Origin of the sequence: Streptomyces sp. TG1A-60 (genome assembly GCF_037201975.1) — a bacterium.
GTDB lineage: Bacteria > Actinomycetota > Actinomycetes > Streptomycetales > Streptomycetaceae > Streptomyces.
On record NZ_CP147520.1, the window covers coordinates 4,900,482 to 4,925,039 of the forward strand.

General features: G+C 70.9%; 18 protein-coding genes, 1 tRNA gene and 3 pseudogenes. 10 read left to right on the top strand and 12 right to left on the bottom strand.

Annotated elements, in window-relative coordinates:
- The first annotated feature begins 29 nt into the window (after positions 1-29).
- On the top strand, positions 30-812 hold the full coding sequence (locus WBG99_RS21335) for a response regulator transcription factor (protein WP_338897820.1): 783 nt from the start codon (positions 30-32) through the stop codon (positions 810-812).
- A gap of 39 nt (positions 813-851) precedes the next feature.
- On the opposite strand, the gene WBG99_RS21340 is transcribed toward WBG99_RS21335, so the two are convergent.
- Positions 852-1,349, bottom strand: a complete 498-nt coding sequence (locus WBG99_RS21340) for a MarR family transcriptional regulator (protein ID WP_338897821.1) — start codon at positions 1,347-1,349, stop codon at positions 852-854.
- A gap of 247 nt (positions 1,350-1,596) precedes the next feature.
- On the opposite strand from WBG99_RS21340, the gene WBG99_RS21345 reads away from it, so the two are divergent.
- From WBG99_RS21345 to WBG99_RS21365, 5 genes and pseudogenes are all read left to right on the top strand, one after another.
- Positions 1,597-2,415, top strand: coding sequence for a trans-aconitate 2-methyltransferase (locus WBG99_RS21345; RefSeq protein ID WP_338897822.1), 819 nt, complete (start codon positions 1,597-1,599; stop codon positions 2,413-2,415).
- The gene (locus tag WBG99_RS21350; protein WP_338897823.1) at positions 2,412-2,771 is read left to right on the top strand and encodes a glyoxalase; all 360 of its coding nucleotides are present in this window, start codon (positions 2,412-2,414) and stop codon (positions 2,769-2,771) included. The genes WBG99_RS21345 and WBG99_RS21350 overlap by 4 nt, the downstream gene beginning before the upstream one ends.
- A 208-nt stretch (positions 2,772-2,979) precedes the next feature.
- Positions 2,980-3,230: pseudogene (locus WBG99_RS21355) on the top strand (MFS transporter); the annotation flags it as partial.
- A 220-nt stretch (positions 3,231-3,450) separates the two neighbouring features.
- Complete coding sequence (locus WBG99_RS21360; RefSeq protein WP_338897824.1) at positions 3,451-4,317, top strand: PaaX family transcriptional regulator C-terminal domain-containing protein; 867 nt, start codon at positions 3,451-3,453, stop codon at positions 4,315-4,317.
- A 426-nt stretch (positions 4,318-4,743) separates the two neighbouring features.
- Positions 4,744-6,852 (top strand): glycosyltransferase family 4 protein, encoded by a 2,109-nt coding sequence (locus WBG99_RS21365; protein WP_338897825.1) that lies wholly within the window; start codon positions 4,744-4,746, stop codon positions 6,850-6,852.
- 134 nt (positions 6,853-6,986) lie between these two features.
- Here the strand turns inward: WBG99_RS21365 and WBG99_RS21370 are convergent, their stop codons facing one another.
- Positions 6,987-7,664 (bottom strand): TetR/AcrR family transcriptional regulator, encoded by a 678-nt coding sequence (locus tag WBG99_RS21370; RefSeq protein WP_338897826.1) that lies wholly within the window; start codon positions 7,662-7,664, stop codon positions 6,987-6,989.
- A complete protein-coding gene (locus WBG99_RS21375; protein ID WP_338897827.1) occupies positions 7,661-8,692 on the bottom strand; it encodes an acyl-CoA desaturase in 1,032 nt (343 codons plus the stop codon). Before WBG99_RS21375 ends, WBG99_RS21370 begins: the two co-directional genes overlap by 4 nt.
- Before the next feature lie 401 nt (positions 8,693-9,093).
- Between WBG99_RS21375 and ppc the strand changes: the two genes are divergently transcribed.
- A complete protein-coding gene (gene ppc, locus WBG99_RS21380; protein ID WP_338897828.1) occupies positions 9,094-11,835 on the top strand; it encodes a phosphoenolpyruvate carboxylase in 2,742 nt (913 codons plus the stop codon).
- A 76-nt stretch (positions 11,836-11,911) separates the two neighbouring features.
- Here the strand turns inward: ppc and WBG99_RS21385 are convergent, their stop codons facing one another.
- From WBG99_RS21385 to WBG99_RS21415, 7 genes and pseudogenes are all read right to left on the bottom strand, one after another.
- On the bottom strand, positions 11,912-12,442 hold the full coding sequence (locus tag WBG99_RS21385; protein ID WP_338897829.1) for a hypothetical protein: 531 nt from the start codon (positions 12,440-12,442) through the stop codon (positions 11,912-11,914).
- A 133-nt stretch (positions 12,443-12,575) separates the two neighbouring features.
- A pseudogene (gene pth / locus WBG99_RS21390) lies at positions 12,576-13,177 on the bottom strand (aminoacyl-tRNA hydrolase).
- A 69-nt stretch (positions 13,178-13,246) separates the two neighbouring features.
- Positions 13,247-13,840 carry a 50S ribosomal protein L25/general stress protein Ctc gene (locus tag WBG99_RS21395; RefSeq protein ID WP_338897830.1) on the bottom strand — a complete coding sequence of 198 codons (594 nt, stop codon included), beginning with the start codon at positions 13,838-13,840 and terminating at the stop codon, positions 13,247-13,249.
- Between the two features lie 178 nt (positions 13,841-14,018).
- Positions 14,019-14,993 (bottom strand): ribose-phosphate diphosphokinase, encoded by a 975-nt coding sequence (locus tag WBG99_RS21400; RefSeq protein WP_338897831.1) that lies wholly within the window; start codon positions 14,991-14,993, stop codon positions 14,019-14,021.
- Between the two features lie 107 nt (positions 14,994-15,100).
- On the bottom strand, positions 15,101-16,549 hold the full coding sequence (gene glmU / locus WBG99_RS21405) for a bifunctional UDP-N-acetylglucosamine diphosphorylase/glucosamine-1-phosphate N-acetyltransferase GlmU (protein WP_338897832.1): 1,449 nt from the start codon (positions 16,547-16,549) through the stop codon (positions 15,101-15,103).
- Positions 16,550-16,671: 122 nt separating this feature from the next.
- A tRNA-Gln gene (locus WBG99_RS21410) sits at positions 16,672-16,746 on the bottom strand.
- Between the two features lie 10 nt (positions 16,747-16,756).
- Positions 16,757-17,627: pseudogene (locus WBG99_RS21415) on the bottom strand (hypothetical protein).
- A gap of 167 nt (positions 17,628-17,794) precedes the next feature.
- On the opposite strand from WBG99_RS21415, the gene WBG99_RS21420 reads away from it, so the two are divergent.
- Positions 17,795-19,126 (top strand): histidine kinase, encoded by a 1,332-nt coding sequence (locus WBG99_RS21420; RefSeq protein ID WP_338897833.1) that lies wholly within the window; start codon positions 17,795-17,797, stop codon positions 19,124-19,126.
- Between the two features lie 154 nt (positions 19,127-19,280).
- Here WBG99_RS21420 and WBG99_RS21425 read toward each other — a convergent pair whose 3' ends face one another.
- Entirely contained in the window at positions 19,281-19,775 is a 495-nt protein-coding gene (locus WBG99_RS21425; RefSeq protein ID WP_338897834.1) for an SUKH-3 domain-containing protein, read from the bottom strand.
- Positions 19,776-19,973: 198 nt separating this feature from the next.
- Positions 19,974-20,483, bottom strand: a complete 510-nt coding sequence (locus WBG99_RS21430) for a YwqJ-related putative deaminase (protein WP_338897835.1) — start codon at positions 20,481-20,483, stop codon at positions 19,974-19,976.
- Between the two features lie 313 nt (positions 20,484-20,796).
- Between WBG99_RS21430 and WBG99_RS21435 the strand changes: the two genes are divergently transcribed.
- Together WBG99_RS21435 and WBG99_RS21440 are read left to right on the top strand one after the other, a co-directional pair.
- Positions 20,797-21,807, top strand: coding sequence for an SMI1/KNR4 family protein (locus WBG99_RS21435; RefSeq protein ID WP_338897836.1), 1,011 nt, complete (start codon positions 20,797-20,799; stop codon positions 21,805-21,807).
- A 7-nt stretch (positions 21,808-21,814) separates the two neighbouring features.
- Positions 21,815-24,496, top strand: coding sequence for an SUKH-4 family immunity protein (locus WBG99_RS21440; protein WP_338897837.1), 2,682 nt, complete (start codon positions 21,815-21,817; stop codon positions 24,494-24,496).
- Positions 24,497-24,558 lie beyond the last annotated feature (62 nt).

Consider the following 24,558-nt stretch of genomic DNA (forward strand, 5'->3'; position numbering starts at 1 on the left):
CGGTCGTCCCCCGACCAGTGGGGGTTTCAGTGGTTCGCATCCGAGTCCTGGTCGTCGACGACCACCGCATCTTCGCCGAGTCGCTCGCCGCGGCCCTGGCCGCCGAGCCGGACGTCGACGTGTCCGCGGCCGGCAGCGGCCCCGCCGCGCTGCGCTGTCTGGACCGCGCGGCGGGGGAGGGGCGCAAGTTCGACGTGCTTCTGGTCGACGCCGACCTGGGGGGCCACGCGCACGCCCCCGGCACGCGTCCGGCCGCCGTACCCGTGCCGGACGGCAGCGAGGACGGGCTCGTGGACGGCATCTCGCTGGTCGCGGGCGTGCGTTCGGGCCAGCCGAGCGTACGGACCGTCGTCCTCGCCGAGAAGGACGATCCGCGCCGGGCCGCGCTGGCCCTGCAGGCGGGGGCCTCCGGGTGGGTCGCCAAGGACTGCTCGCTGTCCCGGCTGCTCACCGTGATCCGGGGGGTGCTGCGCGACGAGACCCATCTGCCGCCCGCGCTGCTCACCGGCGTCCTGCGGGAGCTGACCGCCGCACGCAAGCACCGCACGGAGAGTGAGCTGCTCGTCGAGTCCCTCACCCCGCGTGAGCGCGAAGTGCTTCGGTGCATGGTGGCGGGCCTGGGGCGCAAGGCCGTGGCCGAGCGCCTCTTCCTGTCCCCGCACACCGTCCGCACCCATATGCAGAACGTCCTCGGCAAGCTCGGCGTCCACTCCACCCTCGCGGCTGTCGCCCTCGCGCGCCGGGCGGGGGTCGGGCCGGCCGACCTGGGGCCTGCCGGGCGGATCGTGCCGGAGGAAAGCAGCAGTGCCTGACCGCCCGCGCGTCTCCGGCAGGGCCGGCCCGACAGGATCTCAGCCGGGGATGTTGTCGAACGGGGCGGTCAACTGCCGTAGCAGGCCCGCCAGTTCGCCTCGCTGGGCGCGGGACAGTTCGGCCAGAATCGCCCGTTCCTGGTCGAGGAGCCCGGCGAGCGCCTGATCCGCCCGGTCCCGGCCCTCGACCGTCAGCCGAACCAGCACACCCCGGCGGTCACTGGGATCGGGCAGCCGCTCGACCAGGCCCTTCTTCGTCAGCCGGTCGATTCGGTTCGTCATCGTGCCCGAGGTCACCAGCGTCTGCGTGAGGAGCTGACCGGGGGAGAGCTGATACGGCGCGCCGGCGCGCCTCAGCGCGGTCAGCACGTCGAACTCCCATGGCTCCAGCTGGTGCTCGGCGAACGCCAGTCGGCGCGCACGGTCCAGGTGCCGGGCCAGTCTGCTCACCCGGCTGAGTACCTCCAGCGGCTCCACGTCGAGGTCGGGGCGCTCCCGGCGCCACGCTGCGACCAGTCGATCGACCTCGTCCTCCATGACGATCAGTGTAATCGTTGTGTCGACGTGAAGTCTCTTGACATCGAGATGATTAACTTCAACCATCTTGACTCCGAGATACCTTGGGCGCGAGGGTGGACCGCGCACGAGAGTGGACCGCGCACGAGACGTGCTCGCGTACGGACGGTGGAGCCGTCCGGACCCGGCGCGACGCCACGACGCCCGGCGCCGGAGGCCGTGCCCGCGCCGGAGCCCGTGCCCGGAGAGTTACGAGGAGGTAGTCCCCATGCCCGCCACCACCCCCACCTGGGACCCGCGGCAGTACCTGCGGCACGCCGGCCACCGCGCCCGCCCCTTCGTCGACCTGCTCGCCCACGTCCCCGACCCGCCCGCGATCCACCCCCGCGTCGCCGACCTCGGCTGCGGCCCCGGCAACGTCACCCGCCTCCTCGCCGACCGCTGGCCCGCCGCGCGCATCACCGGCTACGACAACTCACCCGAGATGCTCGACAGGGCCCACGTCGACCACGAGGGGCTCACCCCGGGCGGCGGTCGCATCGACTTCACCGCGGCCGACGTCCGTACGTGGGCGCCCCCGGAGCCGTACGACCTGATCGTCAGTAATGCCACCCTCCAGTGGGTACCCGGCCACCTCGCCCGCTTCCCCGTCTGGGTCGACGCCCTCGTCCCCGGCGGCACCTTCGCCTTCCAGGTCCCCGGCAACTTCGACTCCCCGAGCCACCGCCTCATGCGCGAACTCGCCCACTCCGCCCGCTGGAAGGACCGGCTCGCCGGGACCCTCAGGCACGACGACGCGGTCCACGGCCCCGCCGGCTACCTCGCCGCCCTCGCCGACCTCGGCTGCGAGACCGACGCCTGGGAGACGACCTACGTCCACCTCCTCCAGGGCGAGGACCCGGTCCTCGACTGGGTGAAGGGGACGGGGCTGCGACCGGTCCTCACCGAACTGGGCCCGGACGCCGAGCCGTTCGTCGCCGAGTACCGGACCGCCCTGCGCGAGGCCTATCCCGCCACCGCCCACGGCACACCGTTCCCGTTCCGCCGCGTCTTCGTCGTCGCCCGCAAGCCGGAGGCGGGCCGGTGATCGCCGCCGTCGACCACGTCCTGCTCGCCGCGCCACCGGGCGCGGAGGGCCTGCTGCGGGCGTACTACGTCGGCGTCCTCGGAATGACGGAGATCCCGAAGCCGCCCGCGCTCGCGGTGCGGGGAGGGTGCTGGTTCGGAGCGGGCGAGGTGATTCTGCACCTGGGGGTGGAGGCGGGCTTCCGACCGCCGAAGAAGGCCCACCCCGGGCTGCGGGTGTGTGACATCGACGCGTACGCGGCCCGGCTCGCCGCGCGCGGGGCGCCGGTCGCCTGGGACGACGATCTGCCGGGGTACCGGCGGTTCCACTCCGAGGACCCGGTGGGCAATCGACTGGAGTTCCTGGAGCCGGTCTGAGCGGTCGAGGGGCCGGGAGCGGGTGTCGAGGCAGCCGTCGCGGCCGGCGTCCATGTCGATGTTGTGCAGAATATTGACGCCGAACAGATGCACGCCTATTTTCGCGGTGTTCCTCCCTCGGTCCCCTTCGCTCCAGGGAGGCCCGCATGCCCCCGCCCAACTCCCTGACCTCGCCGAGTGGCCCGAACAGGCCCTGGGTGCAAGGCAGTTGCGCCGTGTCGCGTTCTCCGGGCCGCTCGGTACGGACGTCGAGTCCTACGACTTCCTCGTCTACGGCACGTCGCCGCGCTCGTCTTCGGCGAACTGTTCTTCCCCGACGCCGCCCCGGCCGTCGGCGCGGTCGCCGCGTTCGGCACCTTCGCCGCCGGGTATGTCGCCCGCCCCCTCGGCGGCATCGACTTCGGCCACTTCGGCGACCGGCTCGGCCGCAAGTCCATGCTGCTGCTCACCATGGGACTGTCCGGGACCGACGGCGCCCGAGCGTCCCGGAACGGGGGCCGCCCCGGCCGTTCGGGAGCGAGTTGGCCGGCCAGGCGCCCGCCGGAGTGGTCCCGCCGCGGGCCGAGCGGCCCACCCCCTGTCCGGGCCCTGACTGAGCGGGCTCGTGTGGCTGGCCGGGCCCCTGGACAGAGCGGTCCGCCCTGACCGGGCCCGGGGCGTCCGCCGTACTCTTACCGCTGTGGAGGACGAGATCCTGGACGCAGATGTCGTCGACGCGCCGCAGCCGCGGGCGCAGTCGCTTGTGCTCGCCTTCTTCGGCAATCACGTGCTGGACCGGGGCGAAGGCGGCCTCGGGGTGTACTCGGGGAGCATCATCGATGTGCTCGGCCGGGTCGGCACGGGAGAGCAGGCCGTACGGTCGACGCTGACGCGGATGGTGAACCGGGGACTGCTGCGACGGCAGCGGGAGGGCCGGAGGATGTTCTTCGGGCTCACCGCGCACGCCGAGGACATCCTGCGGGACGGCGGTCAGCGCATCTGGCGCGACGGCGCGGTGAACGAGGACTGGGACGGCACCTGGACCCTGCTCGGCTTCTCCTTCCCCGAGTCCTGGCAGCGGCAGCGGCACGATCTGCGCTCGCGCCTCACCTGGTCCGGATTCGGCGCCCTGTACAGCGGGCTGTGGATCGCGCCCGGACGGGTCGACGTACGGGAGATCGTCTCGGAGCTCGGGCTGGACACGCATGTGAAGGTGTTCCACGCGCGGGCCGACGAGTTCACCGATCTCGGGCTGATGATCCGCGAGAGCTGGGACCTGGAGGCCCTGGCCGCACGGTACGTCGCCTTCGACAAGCGCTGGACCGCCGCCGACCTCGCCGCCGCCGACCCCATCGCGACCCGCCTGGGGCTGGTCGCCGAGTGGCTGCGCATCATCCGCACCGACCCGCGGCTCCCCGTCCTGCATCTGCCGGCGCAATGGCCCGCACGGCAGGCCCAGGACACCTTCCGGCGCATCGCCGAACAGACCGCGGGCCCGGCCGGTCGCATGGCCGCGGAGGTACTGGAAACGACCCCGCTGCGGAGCGCGCCGGCCGAAAGGGCATAGCCGGAAGTGGATTTCGGTATTCCGAATTCCGGGCCCCGGCTCGGATCTGGCTGATAATCTTCTTGGGCTCTCCTTTAATCCGACTATATTCTCGTGTCACTTTTTGTTGTCTTGAGTGTTCATCACGAGGTAGCCGGGGGCGCGCCTTGACCAGGGGGGATTCGGGCCAGTGAGCTTCAGTTGACGTAGTCGGCGTGTTCGCGAGCCGTTTGGTGACGCGCATCATTATTCTGTCGGTCGCCGACCGGGATTTCTTTCACGACCACCACTTCCCGGCCGGTTGATTCCTGCTGCGTCAATTGATTCTTATTTACCGACCACGTATATCGCCGTGCCCGCGCACAGCCCCAGCCCTCCCGACCGGACCGCCAGGGGGCGCGGAGCAGGCCGCCGCCCGTGCCGGGCGGCTTCCAGGGGGAAGCACACGTGAAGATCGCGTTTCTGATCAACAACGCCTACGGCATCGGCGGCACCATCCGCTCGACGGCCAACCTGTCGGCCGCGTTCGCCGACCGCCACGACGTCGAGGTCGTCAGCATCCACCGCTTGCGCGACGAACCGGCCCTCCCGTTCGACCCGCGCGTGCGCCTGACCACGCTGATCGAGCTCCGGGACGGCAGCCCCGGCCACGAGGGCGACCATCCGCTCACCAAGCTGCCCGGCACGATGTTCCCGTACACGGGGGCCACCGGGAACCTGCCCTACACCGCGCTGCAGGACGAACGCATCGGCGCCTTCCTCGCCCGCACGGACGCCGACGTGGTCATCGCCACCCGCCCGGACCTCAACGGCTATCTCGCCCGCGACGGACGCCGCCGCTATCTGCGCGTCGGCCAGGAGCACCTCAGCCTGGACCAGTACCGGGACCCGCTGCGCGAGAACCAGAACAAGGCCATCGCCGGCCTCGACGCCTACGTCACCGTCTCCGAGGCCGACGCCACCCAGTACCGCGCCGCCCTGCCCGACGTCGCCACCACCATCGTCTGCGTCCCCAACGGCGTCCGGGCCCCCGCCGTCGTACGGTCCCGCCTGGACTCCCAGGTCATCGTCGCCGCCGGCCGACTCATCCCCATCAAGCGGTACGACCGGCTCGTGAACGCCTTCGCCAAGATCGCCGCCGAACACCCCGGCTGGACCCTGCGGATCTACGGACGCGGCCCGCAGAAGGAGAACCTGCGGGAGCAGATCGACCGGCTCGGACTGCACGAGCGTGCGTTCCTCATGGGAGCGGTCTCCCCCATCGAGACCGAATGGGCCAAGGGCGCCGTCGCCGCCGTCTCCTCCGACATGGAGGCCTTCGGCATGACCATCGTCGAGGCCATGCACTGCGGCGTCCCGGTCGTCGCCACCGACTGTCCCCACGGCCCCGGCGAGATCATCACCGACGGCGAGGACGGCCTGCTCGTCCCCCTCGGCGGAGACGTCGACGCCTACGCCGACACGCTGAAGCGCGCCGTCACCGACGAGGCGCTGCGCGAACGGCTCGGCGAAGCGGCCACGAAGAAGGCCGAGACGTACGAACCGTCCGTCATCGCCCGCCGCTACGAGTCCCTGTTCGAGGAGCTGTCCAGGACACGGCGCCGCAGGTGGGACGGCGCGGCCCGGCTGAGGCAGCTCGCCCGTGCGGTACGACCGCGTCCCGCGAAGGCCGCCGCCGCGCCCGGCGGGAGCGCTCCCACGACCGCCGAGCCCGGCGTGCCCGCCGCGCACGCCCGCGCGAGCGCCGACGGCGGCGTCACCGTCCTGCTCGACCCGGCGGAACTGCCCGCCGGGCCCCTCGACTTCGTCGCCCGCCTGCGTCGCGACCCCGGCAGGCGGCAGATCCGGGTGCCTGTACCGCTGCCGAACGCCGACTCTCCCGACACGGTCGCCCGGGCGACCCTCCACCGGGACGAACACACCCTCGCCGAAGGACGCTGGGACTGCTATGTCGCGCCGCGCGGCACGAACAAGCGGGTACGGCTGACCGCGCGGCTGGTGGAACAGGCCGCGCTCGTCGGGCGGGCGCCGAGCGTCGATCAGCGGGGGGTCGGTGCGTGGATCCCGTACCCGACCGTCGACGGGTTCCTCGCGCTGCGGACATGGCTGCGGCCCGCGCATGCCGAGATCGACACGATCGAGGTCGGGGAGAGGGCGATGACCGTGAACGCGACGCTGTTCGGGGCGGCCGGCGCGCCGCTGGGGGAAGGGGCGGTGGTGCGGGCTGTCTCCCGGGCCGGCGCGGCGTACGACTTCTCCGTGGCCGTGCGGGGGGCGGGGGACCGGGGCGTCCGGTTCACCGTTCCGTACGGGGAGGTCATGGCTCGGCGGAGTGTCGAGCATGACCTGTGGGACCTGCGGCTGGTGCCGGCGGACGGGGCGGAGGCCGTGCCGGTGGGGCGGATCGGGGGAGACGTGGTCGAGCGGCGGAAGACCGATCTCGTACCTGGGCAGGTGTTCGAGCACTTCGAGCGGGGGCGGACGCGGGTGAAGCCGTACTTCACGGTGAGCAATGAGCTGGCGCTCAGCGCGAAGGATGTGGAGAAGGCCGGCTGAGGGGCCGTTCGCCGTAGGGGGTGAGGCGCGTGAGGACCTGCGGGCTGGTTGTGGCCGGCCGCGCAGTTCCCCGCGCCCCTGAAGGCGTGCCCCGCCCCTGAGCGGGAGCGGGACACGCCTTCAGGGGCGCGGCACTAGCTCTTTCGGTGGCCGATCAGGCGGGGCTTCTGGTTGAGGCCGTCCAGGCCGTGCCAGGCGAGGTTGACCAGGTGGGCAGCCACCTCGGCCTTCTTCGGGCGGCGGACGTCGAGCCACCACTGACCCGTGAGGGCGACCATGCCGACGAGGGCCTGGGCGTACAGCGGGGCCAGTTTGGGGTCGAAGCCGCGGCTCTTGAACTCGCGGCCGAGGATGTCCTCCACCTGGGTGGCGATGTCGGAGATCAGCGACGCGAAGGAACCCGTGGACTGCGGGATCGGGGAGTCACGGACCAGGATGCGGAAGCCGTCCGTGTACTCCTCGATGAAGTCGAGGAGCGCGAAGGCGGCCTGCTCCAGCAGCTCACGGGGATGCCCCGCCGTCAGAGAGCTGGTCACCATGTCCAGCAGACGGCTCATCTCACGGTCCACCACCACCGCGTACAGCCCCTCCTTGCCGCCGAAATGCTCGTACACCACCGGCTTGGACACCCCGGCCTTCGCCGCGATCTCCTCCACCGACGTGGCATCGAAGCCCTTGGAGGCGAAGAGGGCGCGGCCGACCTCCAGCAACTGCGCCCGGCGCTCGGCGCCCGTCATCCGGGTACGGCGCACACGCCGCGGCTTGTCATTGCTCGGGGTGCTGCTGGAGTCGGTCGCCACGCCGTCAATCATGCCGCCTCCGCGGGCGCCTTCCGCTGCCGGGAGCCGTCCTCACCCCTGTTACGCCTGGAATCGATACGCGAGCGTGACGGCCAGCGGACGTCGTACGCCCAGCCGAACCGTTCGAACCACCGGATCAGCCGGGCGGAGGAGTCCAGTTGACCGCGTTCGACGCCGTGCCGGGCGGAGGTGGGGTCCGCGTGGTGGAGGTTGTGCCACGACTCGCCGCAGGAGAGGACCGCCAGCCACCACACGTTGCCCGAGCGGTCGCGGGACTTGAAGGGGCGCTTGCCGACCGCGTGGCAGATCGAGTTGATCGACCAGGTCACATGGTGCAGCAACGCCACCCGCACGAGCGAGCCCCAGAAGAGCGCCGTGAACGCGCCCCACCAGGACATCGTCACCAGGCCGCCGATCAGGGGAGGCAGCAGGAGCGAGACGCCCGTCCACAGGATGAACTGGCGGGAGATCGTCCGGAGCGTCCTGTCCTTGATCAGGTCCGGCGCGTACTTCTCCTGCGGGGTCTGCTCCTCGTCGAACATCCAGCCGATGTGCGCCCACCACAGGCCCTTCATCAGCGCGGGAACCGTCTCACCGAACCGCCACGGCGAGTGCGGGTCGCCCTCGGCGTCGGAGAACTTGTGGTGCTTGCGGTGGTCGGCCACCCAGCGGACCAGCGGGCCCTCGACGGCCATCGAACCCGCGATCGCCAGCGCGATCTTCAACGGGCGCCTGGCCTTGAAGGAGCCGTGCGTGAAGTGCCGGTGGAAACCGATCGTGATGCCGTGGCAGCCCAGGAAGTAGAAGAACACCAGCAGGCCGAGATCCAGCCAGCTCACCCCCCAGCCCCAGGCCAGCGGCACCGCCGCGAGCAGCGCGAGGAACGGGACGGTGATGAAGAGAAGCAGCGTGAGCTGCTCGATCGAACGCTTCTGCTCGCCGCCCAGCGTCGCCGACGGGGCTGAGGAATCGGGCGTCGCGGAGCCTGCGGAACGGGGCGCCTTCGGGGCGTCTTCGATCACATCGGGCCTTGTGGTCATGGGCGTCCCCTGTGGGGTCGAGGGTGGAGAGAGGTGGAGATGCCTGCGGCAACATCGTGCGCGGGTCGCCTGCCGGCTTTCCCTACGGTTCCGTAACCTACGGCATCGTAAGTATGACAGCGCGGCGCCCGGCGGCAAGAGCCCACCGGTCTGCGCGTCCGCGGAGTGAGCGGGACGGTGGACATGTGGCACTCAGTGCCGCCAAAGTGGCACCTGCCGCCGGGTACGCCCGGGTGGCCACCTATCCTGGAGTCGGTTCGGACAGCGCGGTCCGCTCTGAATCCTGCCCGGATGCCCAGCCCGTACAACCGCGCACGCAACCTCCTCGGGGTCGATGAGCCGCCGGGCACACATCCGAGTTCCCCTCCGGACGAGCTTCAACACTGCAAGGAGCCGCACCTGTGAGCAGTGCCGACGACCATGGCCAGACCGTCACCACGGTCAACGCCGAGCTGCGCGCCGACATCCGGCGCCTGGGCGATCTGCTGGGCGAGACCCTCGTGCGACAGGAGGGCCCCGAACTCCTGGAGCTGGTCGAGCGCGTCCGCCGCCTGACCCGCGAGGACGGCGAAGCCGCCGCCGACCTGCTGCGCGGCACCGAACTGGAGACCGCCGCCAAGCTCGTCCGCGCCTTCTCCACCTACTTCCACCTGGCCAACGTCACCGAGCAGGTCCACCGCGGCCGCGAACTGAGGGCACGGCGTGCCGCCGAGGGCGGCCTCCTCGCCCGTACGGCCGACCGCCTCAAGGACGCCGACCCCGAACACCTGCGCGAAACGGTCCGGAACCTCAACGTCCGCCCCGTCTTCACCGCCCACCCCACCGAGGCCGCACGCCGGTCGGTACTCAACAAACTCCGGCGCGTCGCCGCACTCCTCGAAACCCCCGTCATCGAGTCCGACCGCCGCCGCCACGACACCCGACTGGCCGAGAACATCGACCTCGTCTGGCAGACCGACGAACTCCGCGTCGTCCGCCCCGAACCCGCCGACGAGGCCCGCAACGCCATCTACTACCTGGACGAACTCCACGCGGGCGCCGTCGGCGACGTCCTGGAGGACCTCACCGCCGAACTGGAGCGCGTCGGCGTCACCCTCCCCGACGCCACCCGCCCCCTCACCTTCGGCACCTGGATCGGCGGCGACCGCGACGGCAACCCCAACGTCACCCCCCAAGTGACCTGGGACGTCCTCATCCTCCAGCACGAACACGGCATCAACGACGCCCTCGAACTCATCGACGAACTACGCGGCTTCCTCTCCAACTCCATCCGCTACACCGGCGCCACCGAAAACCTGCTCGCCTCGCTCCAGACCGACCTCGGAGCCCTCCCCGAGATCAGCCCCCGCTACAAGCGCCTCAACGCCGAGGAGCCCTACCGCCTCAAGGCCACCTGCATCCGGCAGAAGCTGGAGAACACCAAGCAGCGCCTCGCCAAGGGCATCCCCCACGAGCCCGGACGGGACTACCTCGGCACATCCGGACTCATCGACGACCTGACACTCATCCAGACCTCGCTGCGCGAGCACCGCGGCGGCCTCTTCGCCGAGGGCCGCATGAACCGCACGATCCGCACCCTCTCCGCCTTCGGCCTCCAACTCGCCACGATGGACGTCCGCGAACACGCCGACGCCCACCACCACGCCCTCGGCCAGCTCTTCGACCGCCTCGGCGAGGAATCCTGGCGCTACGAGGACATGCCCCGCGAGTACCGCCACAAGCTCCTCGCCCGCGAACTGCGATCCCGCCGCCCACTGGCCCCGACGCCCGCACCACTGGACGCCGCCGGCGCCAAGACCCTCGGCGTGTTCGAGACCGTAAAGAAGGCCCTCGCCGTCTTCGGCCCCGAGGTCATCGAGTCTTACATCATCTCCATGTGCCAGGGCGCCGACGACGTCTTCGCCGCCACCGTCCTCGCCCGCGAGGCCGGCCTCATCGACCTCCACGCCGGCTGGGCCAAGATCGGCATCGTCCCCCTGCTGGAGACCACCGACGAGCTCAAGGCCGCCGACACGATCCTGGAGGAGATGCTCGCCGACCCCTCCTACCGGCGGCTCGTCGCCCTCCGCGGCGACGTCCAGGAGGTCATGCTCGGCTACTCCGACTCCTCCAAGTTCGGCGGCATCACCACCTCGCAGTGGGAGATCCACCGCGCCCAGCGCCGCCTCCGTGACGTCGCCCACCGGTACGGCGTACGACTGCGGCTCTTCCACGGCCGCGGCGGCACCGTCGGCCGCGGCGGCGGCCCCTCCCACGACGCGATCCTCGCGCAGCCCTGGGGCACCCTGGAGGGCGAGATCAAGGTGACCGAACAGGGCGAGGTCATCTCCGACAAGTACCTCGTGCCCTCCCTGGCCAGGGAGAACCTGGAACTGACGGTCGCCGCCACCCTCCAGGCCTCCGCCCTCCACACCGCCCCCCGCCAGTCCGTCGAGGCCCTGGCCCGCTGGGACGCCGCCATGGACCTGGTCAGCGACGCGGCGGAGTCCGCCTACCGCCGACTCGTCGAGGACCCCGACCTCCCCGCCTACTTCTTCGCCTCCACCCCCGTCGACCAGCTCGCCGACCTGCACCTCGGGTCCAGGCCGTCCAGGAGGCCCGACAGCGGCGCCGGACTCGACGGCCTGCGCGCCATCCCATGGGTCTTCGGCTGGACCCAGTCACGGCAGATCGTGCCGGGCTGGTACGGCGTCGGCTCCGGCCTCAAGGCACTGCGCGACGCGGGCCTGGACACCGTGCTCGACGAGATGCACGAGCAGTGGCACTTCTTCCGCAACTTCCTCTCCAACGTCGAGATGACCCTCGCCAAGACCGACCTGCGGATCGCCCAGCACTACGTCGACACCCTCGTCCCCGACGAGCTCAAGCACGTCTTCGCCACCATCCGGGCCGAACACGAGCTCACCGTCCGCGAGGTCCTGCGCATCACCGGCGAGAAGAAGCTGCTCGACGCCAACCCCGTCCTCCAGCAGACCTTCTCCATCCGCGACGCCTACCTCGACCCCATCTCCTACCTCCAGGTCACCCTCCTCAAGCGCCAGCGCGACACCGCAGCCGCAGGCGACACCCCCGACCCGCTCCTCGCCCGAGCCCTGCTCCTCACCGTCAACGGCGTGGCCGCGGGCCTGCGCAACACCGGCTGACCCGCCACGTAAGGCAGTGCCCCCGTGGTCGTACGACCACGGGGGCACCACTGTGAAGACAAGCGAGGGGCGCGCCTCAGAGAGCCACCCACGCCGCCGTGACCAGCGCGATCCCCGCGCCGCCCAGCACCCAGGCCGACCGCACCATGCGCAGCCCGCCGGCCACGACCACCGAGGCCAGCAGCAGAGCACCGCCGAGAGGCACCCAGGCGTGCAACAGCCCCGCCGGGCCCGTCCGCACGACCTCACTGCTGCCCGGCTTCACCACGACGGTGTACGTCCGGCCGGACTCCACGGCCACGGACCGCTCGATGTCGACCCGCTCCCGGGTCCGCGACCCCGTCGACACCGGCTCGTACGGCCCCCAACAGGTCTCGCCCCCACACCGGGACACCGTCATCGTCCCCTGCTCGCGCCCCTTGCTCAGCATCACGTGCTGGGCGCAGCCCCAGGAACCCCACACCCCGGCGATCAGGATCACCACCGCGAGAGCACCCATCGCCGCCAGCCGCGCGTACCGCAGCCCGGCCGACGCACCGCCACCCGGACGCGGACGGCGCCGCGAGCGGGAAGCGGGGGCTCTGCTGGCAGGCATGGCCGGGATCATTGGCCATGGTGCCGCGGTCGGTCAACCCTCGCAGGCCAGCACAGGCAACAAACGAATCGTGACTTGTCCGGATCACCGCAGCCTTGTCGTGCCACCCGACAACCCCACCGACCGGCTCAGAAGCCACACGTACTCAGGAGTTGTACGTCCCCTGCGCCCGCTCCAACCCCTCGATCACCAGACACTCCACCGCGTCCGCCGCCCGGTCCACGAAGTAGTCCAACTCCTTGCGCTCCGCCGACGAGAAGTCCTTCAGCACGAAACCGGCGACCGGCATACGACCCGGCGGACGACCGATCCCGAACCGCACCCGGTGATAGTCGGACCCCATCGCCTTCGTCATCGACTTCAGCCCGTTGTGACCGTTGTCACCACCACCGAACTTCAACCGCAGCGTGCCGTAATCGATGTCCAACTCGTCATGGACCGCCACGACGTTCGCCACGGGCACCTTGTAGAAGTCCTTCAGCACGTTCACCGGCCCACCCGACAGATTCATGTACGACATCGGCTTCACCAGAACCACCCGCCGGTTCGCCGGCCCCGGCGGCCCGATCCGCCCCTCCACGACCTGCGCCTGCGCCTTACCGGCCCGCTTGAACCTCCCCCGATCCGCTCGGCCAGCAGATCGGCCACCATGAACCCCACGTTGTGCCGGTTCGCCGCGTACTCCGGCCCCGGATTACCGAGGCCGGCGATGAGCCAGGGGGCACCCGCATCGCTCGTCACGTGCATGTCTCCTTGATACGCGCCAGCCGCCGCCCCGACCGGGAGCAGCGGCTGACGAAACGACGAAGATGAGGATCAGGCCTCCGCGGCCTCTTCGCCCCCGGCCTCACCCTCCCGAGCCTCCTCCGCCTGCGCGGCCAGCACCTGCAGGACGACCGTGTCCCCGTCGACAGCCAGCGTGGTACCGCTCGGCAGCGGCACGTCCTTGGCCAGAACGGAGTCGCCGGCCGCCAGGCCCTCGACGGAGACCGTCACGGACTCGGGGATGTGCGTGGCCTCGGCCTCGACCGGCAGCGCGTTCAGCACGTGCTCCAGCAGGTTGCCGCCCGGCGCCAGCTCACCCTCGGTGTGGACGTAGATGTCGACGTTGACCTTCTCGCCCTTCGACACCAACAGCAGGTCCACGTGCTCCAGGAAACCCTTGATCGGGTCACGCTGCACCGACTTCGGGATCGCCAGCTCACTGGTCTTGCCGTCGATGTCCAGCGAGATCAGGACGTTCGGCGTACGCAGAGCCAGCAGCAGTTCATGACCCGGCAGCGTCAGGTGCAGCGGGTCGGCACCGTGACCGTACAGAACACCGGGCACCTTGGAATCACGACGGATACGACGGGCGGCACCCTTGCCGAACTCCGTACGCGTCGACGCGCTGAGCTTCACCTCGGACATGATCACTCCTCGTGGAAAACAGGAACGGACGTGGTCACCCGGCCACGAACGGCCTGCTACGAAGAGCGCGTCGATAACGGACAGCCACCCCGCGAAACGGGTACGGCCTCCCTCGCCGAGCAACTGCAGCAGTCTACTCGGCCAGCAAGGCCGCACCCAAAACGATCTCCGACGAGCCCTACTGCTCGTCGAACAAGCTCGTCACCGAACCGTCCTCGAACACCTCACGCACCGCACTCGCGATCGTCGGCGCGATCGACAGCACCGTGATCTTGTCCAACTCCAGCTCACCCGGCGTCGGCAACGAATCCGTGAACACGAACTCACTCACCTTCGAGTTCTTCAACCGGTCCGCCGCCGGACCCGACAGCACACCGTGCGTCGCCGTCACGATGACATCCTCCGCACCATGCGCGAACAACGCGTCAGCCGCCGCACAGATCGTCCCACCAGTGTCGATCATGTCGTCCACCAGGACACACACCCGACCCTCGACCTCACCCACCACCTCGTGGACGGTCACCTGGTTCGCCACATCCTTGTCACGCCGCTTGTGCACGATCGCCAACGGCGCACCCAGCCGGTCACACCAACGGTCCGCCACCCGCACCCGACCCGCGTCCGGCGACACCACCGTCAGCTTGCTCCGGTCCACCTTCGCACCCACATAGTCCGCCAACAGCGGCAACGCGAACAGATGATCCACCGGACCGTCGAAGAACCCCTGGATCTGATCCGTATGGAGATCCACGGCCAGAATCCGGTCCGCACCCGCCGTCTTCATCAGATCCGCGATCAGACGCGCCGAAATCGGTTCACGCCCACGGTGCTTCTTGTCCTGCCGCGCGTAACCGTAGAACGGCACGATGACGGTGATGGAGCGGGCCGACGCACGCTTCAACGCGTCGATCATGATCAACTGCTCCATGACCCACTTGTTGATCGGAGCCGTGTGGCTCTGGATCAAAAAGCAGTCCGCGCCACGCGCCGAGTCCTCATAACGGACATAGATCTCACCATTGGCGAAATCGAAGGCCTTCGTCGGGACGACCCCGACACCCAACTGCCGGGCGATCTCCTCGGCAAGCTCGGGGTGGGCGCGGCCGGAGAAGAACATCATCTTCTTCTCGCCGGTCGTCTTGATCCCGGTCACAGCACTGTCTCCTCAGAGGTGTCGCAGCCGGACATGCCGAAGCAGCTCAGCTGGGATGCGGGTGTGCACTTATCACGGTACGCCGTCCCGGACGCGCCCGTTTCCGGTCAGCTTTCGCTCTCCGCCTCCCGGGAAGCCACCTCGGCCGCCTTCGCCGCCGCGCTCCCCGGACGCTTACGAGCCACCCAACCGTCGATATTCCGCTGCTGGCCACGGGCCACGGCCAACGAACCGGGCGGCACGTCCTTCGTGATCACAGAACCGGCGGCGGTGTACGCACCGTCCCCGACCGTGACAGGCGCCACAAACATGTTGTCGCAACCGGTACGGCAGTGCGACCCGACGGTGGTGTGATGCTTGTCCTGCCCGTCGTAGTTCACGAACACACTGGCCGCCCCGATGTTCGAGTACGCACCGATCGTGGCGTCACCCACGTACGACAGGTGCGGCACCTTCGTCCCCTCACCGATGGAGGCGTTCTTCGTCTCGACGTACGTGCCCACCTTCGACTGCACCCCGAGACGCGTGCCGGGACGCAGATACGCGTACGGCCCGACGGTCGCCCGCGCCCCGACCTCGGCACCGTCCGCGACCGTGTTGTCGACCCGCGCGCCCGCCCCGACCCCCGTGTCCCTCAGCCGCGAGTTCGGCCCGACCTCCGCGCCCTCGGCGAGATGCGTGGCGCCCAGCAGCTGCGTGCCCGGGTGGATCAGGGCGTCCCGCTCGAACGTCACGGTGACGTCGACCCACGTGGTGGCCGGATCGATGACGGTCACCCCGGCGAGCATCGCGTCGGTGAGCAGCCGGTCGTTGAGGACCCGGCGGGCCTCGGAGAGCTGGACGCGGTTGTTGATACCCGCGATCTCACGGTGGTCGCCGGCCACGGAGGCCCCCACCCGGTGCCCGGCCTCCCGCAGGATCCCGAGCACGTCCGTCAGGTACTCCTCGCCCTGACTGTTGTCCGTACGCACCTTGCCGAGCGCGTCCGCGAGCAGCCGGCCGTCGAACGCGAAGACCCCGGAGTTGATCTCACGGACCGCGCGCTGCGACTCGGTGGCGTCCTTGTGCTCCACGATGGCGGTCACGGCACCGGAGGCACCGTCGCGGACGATACGGCCGTAACCGGTGGCGTCCGGGACCTCGGCGGTCAGCACGGTCACGGCGTTGCCGTCGGCGGAGTGGGTGGCGGCGAGGGCCTGGAGGGTCGCGCCGGTGAGCAGCGGGGTGTCGCCGCAGACGACGACCACGGTCCCGTCGACGACCCCGCCCAGCTCTTCGAGCCCCATCCGCACCGCGTGCCCGGTGCCGTTCTGCTCCGCCTGGACCGCCGTACGGACGCCGGGGTCGACCTCGGCGAGATGCGCGGTGACCTGCTCGCGGGCGTGCCCGACGACCACGACCAGGTTCTCCGGGTGCAACTCGCGCGCGGCGGCGAGTACATGGCCGACCAGCGAACGGCCACAGATGCTGTGCAGAACCTTCGGTGTGGCCGACTTCATACGGGTGCCCTCACCCGCTGCGAGTACGACGACGGCTGCCGGGCGGGTTGCGCTCACGGGGATGCCCTTCGGCTGTGGAGGGGTGGGGTGTGGACATCCGCAGGATACCGGGGCGTTGCGAGGGGGAAATGTGAGCGGGTCCTGACCCGTCTTGCCTGGGTCAGGACCCGAACTGAGCTTGGCTCCCCCGCCAGGACTCGAACCTGAAATACATCATCCAAAGTGACGTGTGTTGCCAATTACACCACGGGGGACCAAACCCGACTAGCCGGACATCTGGTCAAGCTGTCGAGTGGCTCCCAACACTATGCCGTACCAAGAGCCCTCGATGCGACGGTACAAGTCGGCACTCTTGAGGACTTTGATCACTAGGCAGCCCCGATGCGTATCGCCGATGTTCTTGCGCACCGTCTTGGGATTGTGCTTCGTGAGGGTCGTCTTGTTGAACGCGGACCGTCGGTGCTGACGAGTTCGGCCCAGTACCGTTCAGCGCCTTCCACGTCCGCATTCTCGTGGATCATCACGCTGTATCGCAGGCGCTCGCGTTCGATGCCCGGGAGGTCGAGCCAGGCGAGGAAACCTGGATCATGCTCGGGTCGCTGTTGATGAAGGTGACATTCTCGCGGCGGTCGTACGGCTTGTCTTTGGTGCCCTCGGCCCAATAGAGGCCCACCCCGGCCAGGAACAGTTCACGGGGCGAGAGGTCGCCGATCGCCTGCTTGGCGATTTCCTTGGTGTGCTGCCGTTCCTCGTCCCGGATGCGCAGCTTTGCTTCCCAGCCTCGCCTGGCGATGGCCGAAGCCTCCTCGGTGGAGCGCTTGCGCTCCGGCTTCGGCAGGTCCCGTACCCAGAGCGAGATCGAGCTCTTCGAGCAGCCCAGCTCGACCTGGATCTGGTCGTACGTCCAGCCCTGGAGGCGTAGCTCTCGCGCCCGCGCCTTGAGGTCGTCCTTGGCGTTGGGGCGCTTGGTCCACTGAGGAGCGGGCTCGCCCTCCAGGAGGCGGTTGAGGATGTCGTTGTTGTGGACGTGGAGTCGGTCGCGGATCTGGCGGCGGCTGAGGCCTGCTCGGCGCAGGGCCATCGCCTGTTCTCGTAGGCCCTCGAAGTCGGTGTGCCGGGTGTGTGCGTGTGCCATGGGCATACCGTCTGGGCGGAGTGGTGGGTTCCGGGGTCGAACGGTGGGCGATTCAGCAGTTCGAGGGATAGTGGTTGGTTTCGCTTCTGTTCGAGTGGGCGGTGTGGTGGAGGCCGGTACGGGAAACTCGCCGGAAAAGCGTGGGCGCTCGAACGTAGGCTTGGGATATGACCACGACGGGGGAAGAGCGCACCGGGGCCGGGACGGGGGAGAGGGCCGGTCCGTGGTGGTGGGAGCGGTGGCGGGGGGCGTTGCTCGACGGTGGGCTGGCGTCGGTGTCGGCGTTCGAGTGTGCGGTGGAGGGTGTGGCTTTCGCGGACAACGCAGGGTTGCCGACCGGTGTGGGGGTCGCGTTCGGGGTGCTCGCCGGTTCGGTGTTGGTTCTGCGGCGGATGTGGCCCGTCGCCGTCGTGTTGGTCTTCATCGCTGTCGCGCCTGCTCAGATGGGGTATCTGATGGGGCTCGTCGGGCTGTACACGTTGGCGGCGTCGGAGGCGCCGAGGCGGATCATCGGGGCGTTGTCGGGGATGGCGTTCGCCGGTGTGTTCATCGTGTGGTTCGTGGAGGCGACGCGGAGTGATCTGCGGGGGGACGGGGCGGTCGGGGGCGGGGACGCGTTCGCGCCGTTCCTGGCGTTGACGATGGCGATCGGGTTGACCGCGCCGCCGGTGCTGCTGGGGCTGTATGTGGGGGCGCGGCGGCGGTTGATGGAGAGTCTGCGGGAGCGGGCGGATTCGCTGGAGCGGGAGTTGCAGTTGCTCGCGGAGCGGGCGGAGGAGCGGGCGGAGTGGGCTCGGGGGGAGGAGCGGAGTCGTATCGCCCGGGAGATGCATGACGTGGTGGCGCATCGGGTGTCGTTGATGGTGGTGCATGCGGCGGCGTTGCAGGCGGTGGCGCGGAAGGATCCGGAGAAGGCCGTGAGGAACGCGGCGCTTGTGGGGGACATGGGGCGGCAGGCGTTGACCGAGTTGCGGGAGATGCTCGGGGTGTTGCGGTCGGGGGAGGGGTTGTCGTCGGTGCGGCGGGTGGAGCCGGTGCCGTTGGCGGTGGTGGGGGTGGCGGCTGCCGCGGCGGCTTCGCGGGTGGAGGGGGAGGTGGGGGACGGGCCCTGTCTGGCTGAGCTTGAGGTGTTGGTGGGGCAGTCGGCGGCTGCGGGGATGGTTGTGGATCTGTCGGTGGAGGGGGAGGTGCGGGTGTATGCGGCCGAGGTGGAGCAGACGGCGTACCGGGTGGTGCAGGAGGCGTTGACGAACGTTCACAAGCATGCGGCGGGGGCGAAGACGCGGGTGCGGTTGGCGCATCGGTCGGCGGAGATCGCGATGCAGGTGGAGAACGGGCCGCCGCCGGAGCCGGGGGCGGCGGGGGCCGCGCGGTTGCCGAGTGGGGGGAACGGGTTGTTGGGGATGAAGGAGCGGGTGGCTGAGCTGGGGGGTGTTTTCGTGTCGGGGCCTACTGAGGCCGGGGGGTTTCGGGTGTCTGCGGTGATCCCGGCGGGGTAGGGGGTGGGGCCGGCCTGGGTGGGTCGGGTGTCCGGCGCGGTGGTGGTGGCGGCTGGGTGGGGTGGGTTTCGTTCACCGGCGTCGGCGGGGTGTCGTTGCGCTTGCGGTGCCGCTCTGGCGGTATGGCTGCCCGCGGTGGTGTGTGGGGGTGGGCTCAGTGTGCTGTCAGGCGTGTGGGGGCGATGCCTGTCAGGAGGGTGGTGAGGGCTGTGTCGATGGTGGGGCCGAGGTACCAGTCGCCGGTGTGGTCGAGGGCGTAGGTGCGGCCTTCGGTGTCGATGGCGATGAGGGTGCGGGTGTGGGTCTCGTGGCCGAGGGGGGAGACCTCGGTGTCGAGGGCGCGGCCGAGGTCGCCGAGGGTGCGGGCCATGTGGAGGCCGTGCAGGGGGTCGAGGTGGAGGTCGGCGGGGGCGAGCTGGCGGCCGGGGCCCTGGGTGGTGAGGTGGAGGCCGCCGAATTCGGCCCAGGCTTCGACCGCCGCCGGGAAGACGGCGTGGCGGTGGCCGGCGGGGGAGGTGTGTTCGCGCAGGGTGTCGGCCCAGATCTCCGCCTGCTTTATGTCCCAGTGGCCCGGCTGCCACCCGGCGGTGCGCAGGGCGGCGTCGACGGGGACGGAGAAGCGCGTGGAGGAGGTGCGGTCGGTGTGCATCTGGCCTTTGTTCGTCGGTGGTTCGTCGGTGGTTCGTGGGGGCGTCGGGGGCGTCGGTCGTTCGGTGTGTGGCGCGGATCGGTCGGGGCGGTGGCGGGGACGTCGGCTGGAGCCTTGGCGTACCGGGTGGGCCGGTGGCGTCGGGGGCTGTTTCCCGTTGTCTGGTTTCTGACGCGGTCTTCGGGGGTGGGTTCCCGCTCAGTTCCTCTGGGTCGGGTCCACGATGCGGACGCCGAAGTGGGCGCTGAGGGCGGTGCAGGAGCGGCAGGGGGTGGCGAAGGCGCCGTGGAGGGGGTCGCCGTCCTCGCGGATGTGGCGGGTGGTGAGTTTGGCCTGCTTGAGGGCTTTGCGGGCCTCTCCGTTGGACATGGGTCTGCGGGCGGCGCGTTTGCTGCGGCCGGCGTCGGCGTTGGTGATGTGGCGGGAGATGAGGATGGCCTCGGCGCAGCGGCCGGTGAAGCGGTCGCGCCGGTCGGTGGCGAGGGAGTCGAGGAACTCCTGGACCAGGGGGTGCAGGGGCGGGGCCTGGTCGCCTCGGGCGGCGGTGCCGGTGAGGGTCTCGCCGCGTACGGAGAGGGCGGCGGCCACGGTGGGCAGGATGCCGTCGCGGCGGTGGCGGAGGGCGGGGGCGTGTGGCTGTTCCGCGGTGCTCCAGCCGATGCGGGGGTCGCCCGAAGGTCCCGCCTGCGTTGTGCTCATGATCGTCATCCCCTCCTATGACATCCCCCGCCAGCGGACACAGAGTGCCAAACGGTGTGGCGGGTGCGGAAGCTGGGGCAGTGCGACACGCCCGGGCTTCGGCGTTGCGTAAGGGTGGTGTGACGGCTGGTCACCGTGGCGGAGGCCCGGTGACCGGTGTCGCCGTACCGCTTAGGCTGTCGGCAGCCGCGATCCGTTCGGTCTTGCGATCGAGGGGGCAGAGCAGGTCATATCGGGGCCTGTTCCGCTGTCGGAGAGCGGTGGGACAGGGCAACACCGCAGCCAGTACAGGTCACACAGAACGCCGCAGGGGGCTACCGCCATGACGACAGGTCGGCTCGGGCAGCAAGCCGCGCCGCCGAACGCGGCCTACGCCGGGCAGGTCGTGCAGTTTCCGGACCCGGTCCGGGCCGCGCGTCATCCGAGGGGTGTCCGTGTTGACGCGCACGGCTTCCCGGACTTCTCGCCCTATGCGCGTGCCGCGGCGGAGATCGCCGATCCTCCGGAGGGGTTCGGGGTCGATGAGCTGCGGTTGACGGACTATGTGTCGGCGAACGCGGCGCTGGCGGCGACGGGGCACGAGCTGTGGGACACGATCCCGTCGGTGGCGACGCCGCACGGCTGGACGTGGCATCACGCGCCGGGTGGTCGGCGGCTGGAGTTGGTGCCGGTCGAGGTGAAGGCGTTGCTGCGGCATCACGGTGGTATCGCGACGGCGCGTGTGGACCACCACAAGCGGGGCACGCGGCCGTTGCAGGAGACCAGGCCGGCGCATTTCGGGCTGCCGAAGTCGTCTGCGGTGGCGGTGACCGAGTCGCAGGTGCAGGGGGTCGAGGAGGATCTCGGGTACCGGCTGCCGGGCGCGTACCGGTCGTTCCTGAAGGCGGCGGGGGGTTGTGCTCCGGTGGGGGCGGCTCTTGACGCGGAGTTGGGGCTGCTGCTCGACCAGCCGTTCTTCACGGTGCGGGACGAGGCCGCGGTCAATGACCTGGTGTATGTCAACAAGTGTCTGCGGGACCATCTCACCAAGGACTATCTGTGCGTCGCGTTCGCGCAGGGTGGGCTGCTCGCGGTGAAGGTGAGGGGTGAGCGGGCGGGGTCGGTGTGGTTCTGCGCGTACGACGACGCCCGTGACGTCGATCCGTCGTGGTCGCCGGCCGAGCGGGTGGAGCGGTTGCTGCTCCCCGCCGGTGAGGACTTCGACACGTTCCTGTCCCGGCTGGCGGGCAATCCGCCGGAATTGGAGACGGTGGCGAACCTGATGGTGGACGGTGGCTTCGCACGTGCCGTGCCGGTCGCCGAGGGCGCCGCGGCGTCTTCGGTGGGGGAGTGAGTTTTCGATGGTGACGTTCGCTCAGGCGCAGGAGCGCGCCGAGGAGTGGGTCAACGGGGACGTGCCCGGCTACCAGCACCGTGAGGTGCGGGTGCGGGAGTTCGAACTCGGGTTCGTGGTGTGGGCCGAGGACCGGGCGGACGGTCCACGGTCCGATGGTGGCGCGCAGCGGCTGGTCATCGCCCGGGACAGCGGGGAGGCCACGTTGTGGCCGTCGCTGCCGGTGGGTGAGGTGATCCGCCGTTACGAGGAGGAGTACGGCCGTCCGGACGACGCTCCGGTGGCGGCGCCGGCCCCTCCGGCCCGGGTGGATCTGAACCAGACGTCGTTCCTGCTGACTCCGCCGGAGTGGTTGCAGGACGCGGCGGACAGGATGGGGATTCCGGACCATCGGTCGGGAGCGGGAGCGGGAGCGGGAGCGGGGGGCGGTGCCGCCGCGAAGGCCGGGGCCGGGGCGTCGGATGGTGCCGGCTCGCGTCCGGCCGCCGCGGCGGACCCGGCGGGTGGCTCCGCTTCCCTCGGCGGCGCGGGCGGGGCGTCCGTGGGCGTCGGTGCGATGCCCGAGACGCTGCCGGGGCCGGTGGGGCGGACTCCGCCGCCCGCCGCGTCGCCCGCCACACCGGCCGACGCCACGCCGTGGCCGGCCGCCGCGTCGGCGGGCGACGAGGTGCGGGACGCGGTGCCGCCGCGGGACGCCGAGCCGCAGGACGCGGTGCCGGGTGTGCCCGCCGGGGCGACCCCGTGGGCCGGGACGGACACCAACGCCGAGGCCGGGGACGACCGTTCGGTGCCGCTGCCGGAGACCGTGTTCGCGCCGCAGCTGTCGGAGGTGAACGACGAGAACGACGCCCCGGCGCCCAGCGCGCTGCCGGACGCCAAGACCGCGCTGATGTCCGGGGGCAGCCGGCTGCCGCGTACGACGGTGGCGCCGGCGGTGGGCGGCCCCGGCTCGGGTGCGCCGGGCGGTCCGCAGGAGCACCACCAGCAGCAGCCGGCGGGTCCAGGGGCTCCGTCGCCGGGCGCGCCGTCCTACGGCCATCCGCAGGGGGTCGCGCCCGGCCCGCAGGGTCCCGGTACGCCGCCGCCCGGTCGTCCGCCGGCGCCCGACGCCGGTGACATCGCCGACGCCGCCACGAGCAAGGCGGCGCCGCCTCCGCGCCGGGGCGAAAGGCCGACCACGCCTCCGCCGCCGGCCCCGCCCGGTATCCCGGGCGCCCGTCCCGGCAGCACGCCTCCGCCGTCGTCCGGGCCCGGTGCGCCGGGCACCCCGGCGGGCGGGTACGTGCCGACGCAGCTGGTCTCCTCTCTCGGTCCGGACGGGCCCGAGGGGGGTCCCGGTGTTCCCGGTGCGCCGAATCCGCCCGGGGGTACGCCCGCGGGCGGTGTGCACCACGCGGCGACGATGCTGGCGGGGCCGGCGGTGGGCGGCCCTGGTGCGCCCCAGCCGCCGGGGCCCCCTGGCGCTCCGGGGCAGCCGGGCGCTCCTGGTGCGTCCGGTGCTCCCGGTGCGCCGAATCCGCCCGGGGGTACGCCCGCGGGCGGTGTGCACCACGCGGCGACGATGCTGGCCGGGCCGCCGGTCGGTGGTCCTGGTGCCCCGCAGCCGCCCGGTCCGCCCGGGATGCCGCCGGGGGCTCCGCAGCCCGTGCCGGGGCAGCCGGGGCAGCCGATGGGGGCCCCGTCGGCGTATGGCTATCCGCAGCAGCCCACCGGGCAGCCGACCGTCGGCCCCGGCTACCAGGCCGTACTGCGCTATCGGGCGCCGGACGGCTCCGAGCAGCAGGTGATCCGGCGGTCGGCGCCGGGTACGCCGCACCCGGAGTGGCAGATCTTCCACGAGCTGCGCGGGATGAACATTCCGCCGGAGGCCGTGCTGGAGCTGCACACGGAGCTGGAGTCGTGCGAGCTGCCGGGGGCGTACTGCGCGCGGATGATCCGTGAGCAGTGGCCGAACGCGCGCATCACGTCCATCGCGCCGTACGGCAAGGACCATGCGAGCCGGCAGCAGGGCATGGCCCAACTCATCGCGCACCAGGGCGAGTTGCACCAGGTTGCGGACGGTCCGGCACGGCTCGCGCCGGTGCGGGCGCCGGTGCAGCCGGTGCAGCCGGCGCCGCCGATCCCGCCGGAGGCGATCGGGCAGGAGCTGGCGGCGGTGTTCGGGCCGGGGATGTTCCGGTTCGACCAGCAGGCGGTGTCGCGGCAGGGTGTCCCGCCGATCGTGGCGCACACGCTGGTGGTGGCCGGGCTGCCGGTCGACATGGGCCCGTTCTTCTGGGCGCAGGCCCAGCCGGGCCGTCCGGTGCCGACGCTGGCGGAGCTGGCGCAGGAGCGGGGCGTGCAGCCGGCGGTCGACGCGGGCTCGTACCTCGTCATGGGCAGCGACTTCGGCAAGGCGCTGTGCGTGCAGTACGGCACGGCGAACATCGTGGCCGTGCCGGTGGAGGCAGGGCAGGGCGGTGTGCCGGTGCCGCCGCAGTTCGTGAACACCGGGCTGCCGGAGTTCGCGCGCTGCCTCGCCCTTCTCGGCCGGATGTGGCGGCTGCGGTTCGGGCTGAACCAGGAGCAGGCGGGCCGCTGGACCGTCGACTTCCAGGCGCAGCTCGCCGCCCTCGACCCGGCGGCGCTCGCCTCGCCGGAGAGCTGGTGGTCGGTGCTGCTGGAGCAGATGTGGGACGGCTTGCTGTGACGCGTCGGCACTAGTGCCACGGCACTGGACGACGCGAATTGCCGAGGGGCCTGACCGGTCGT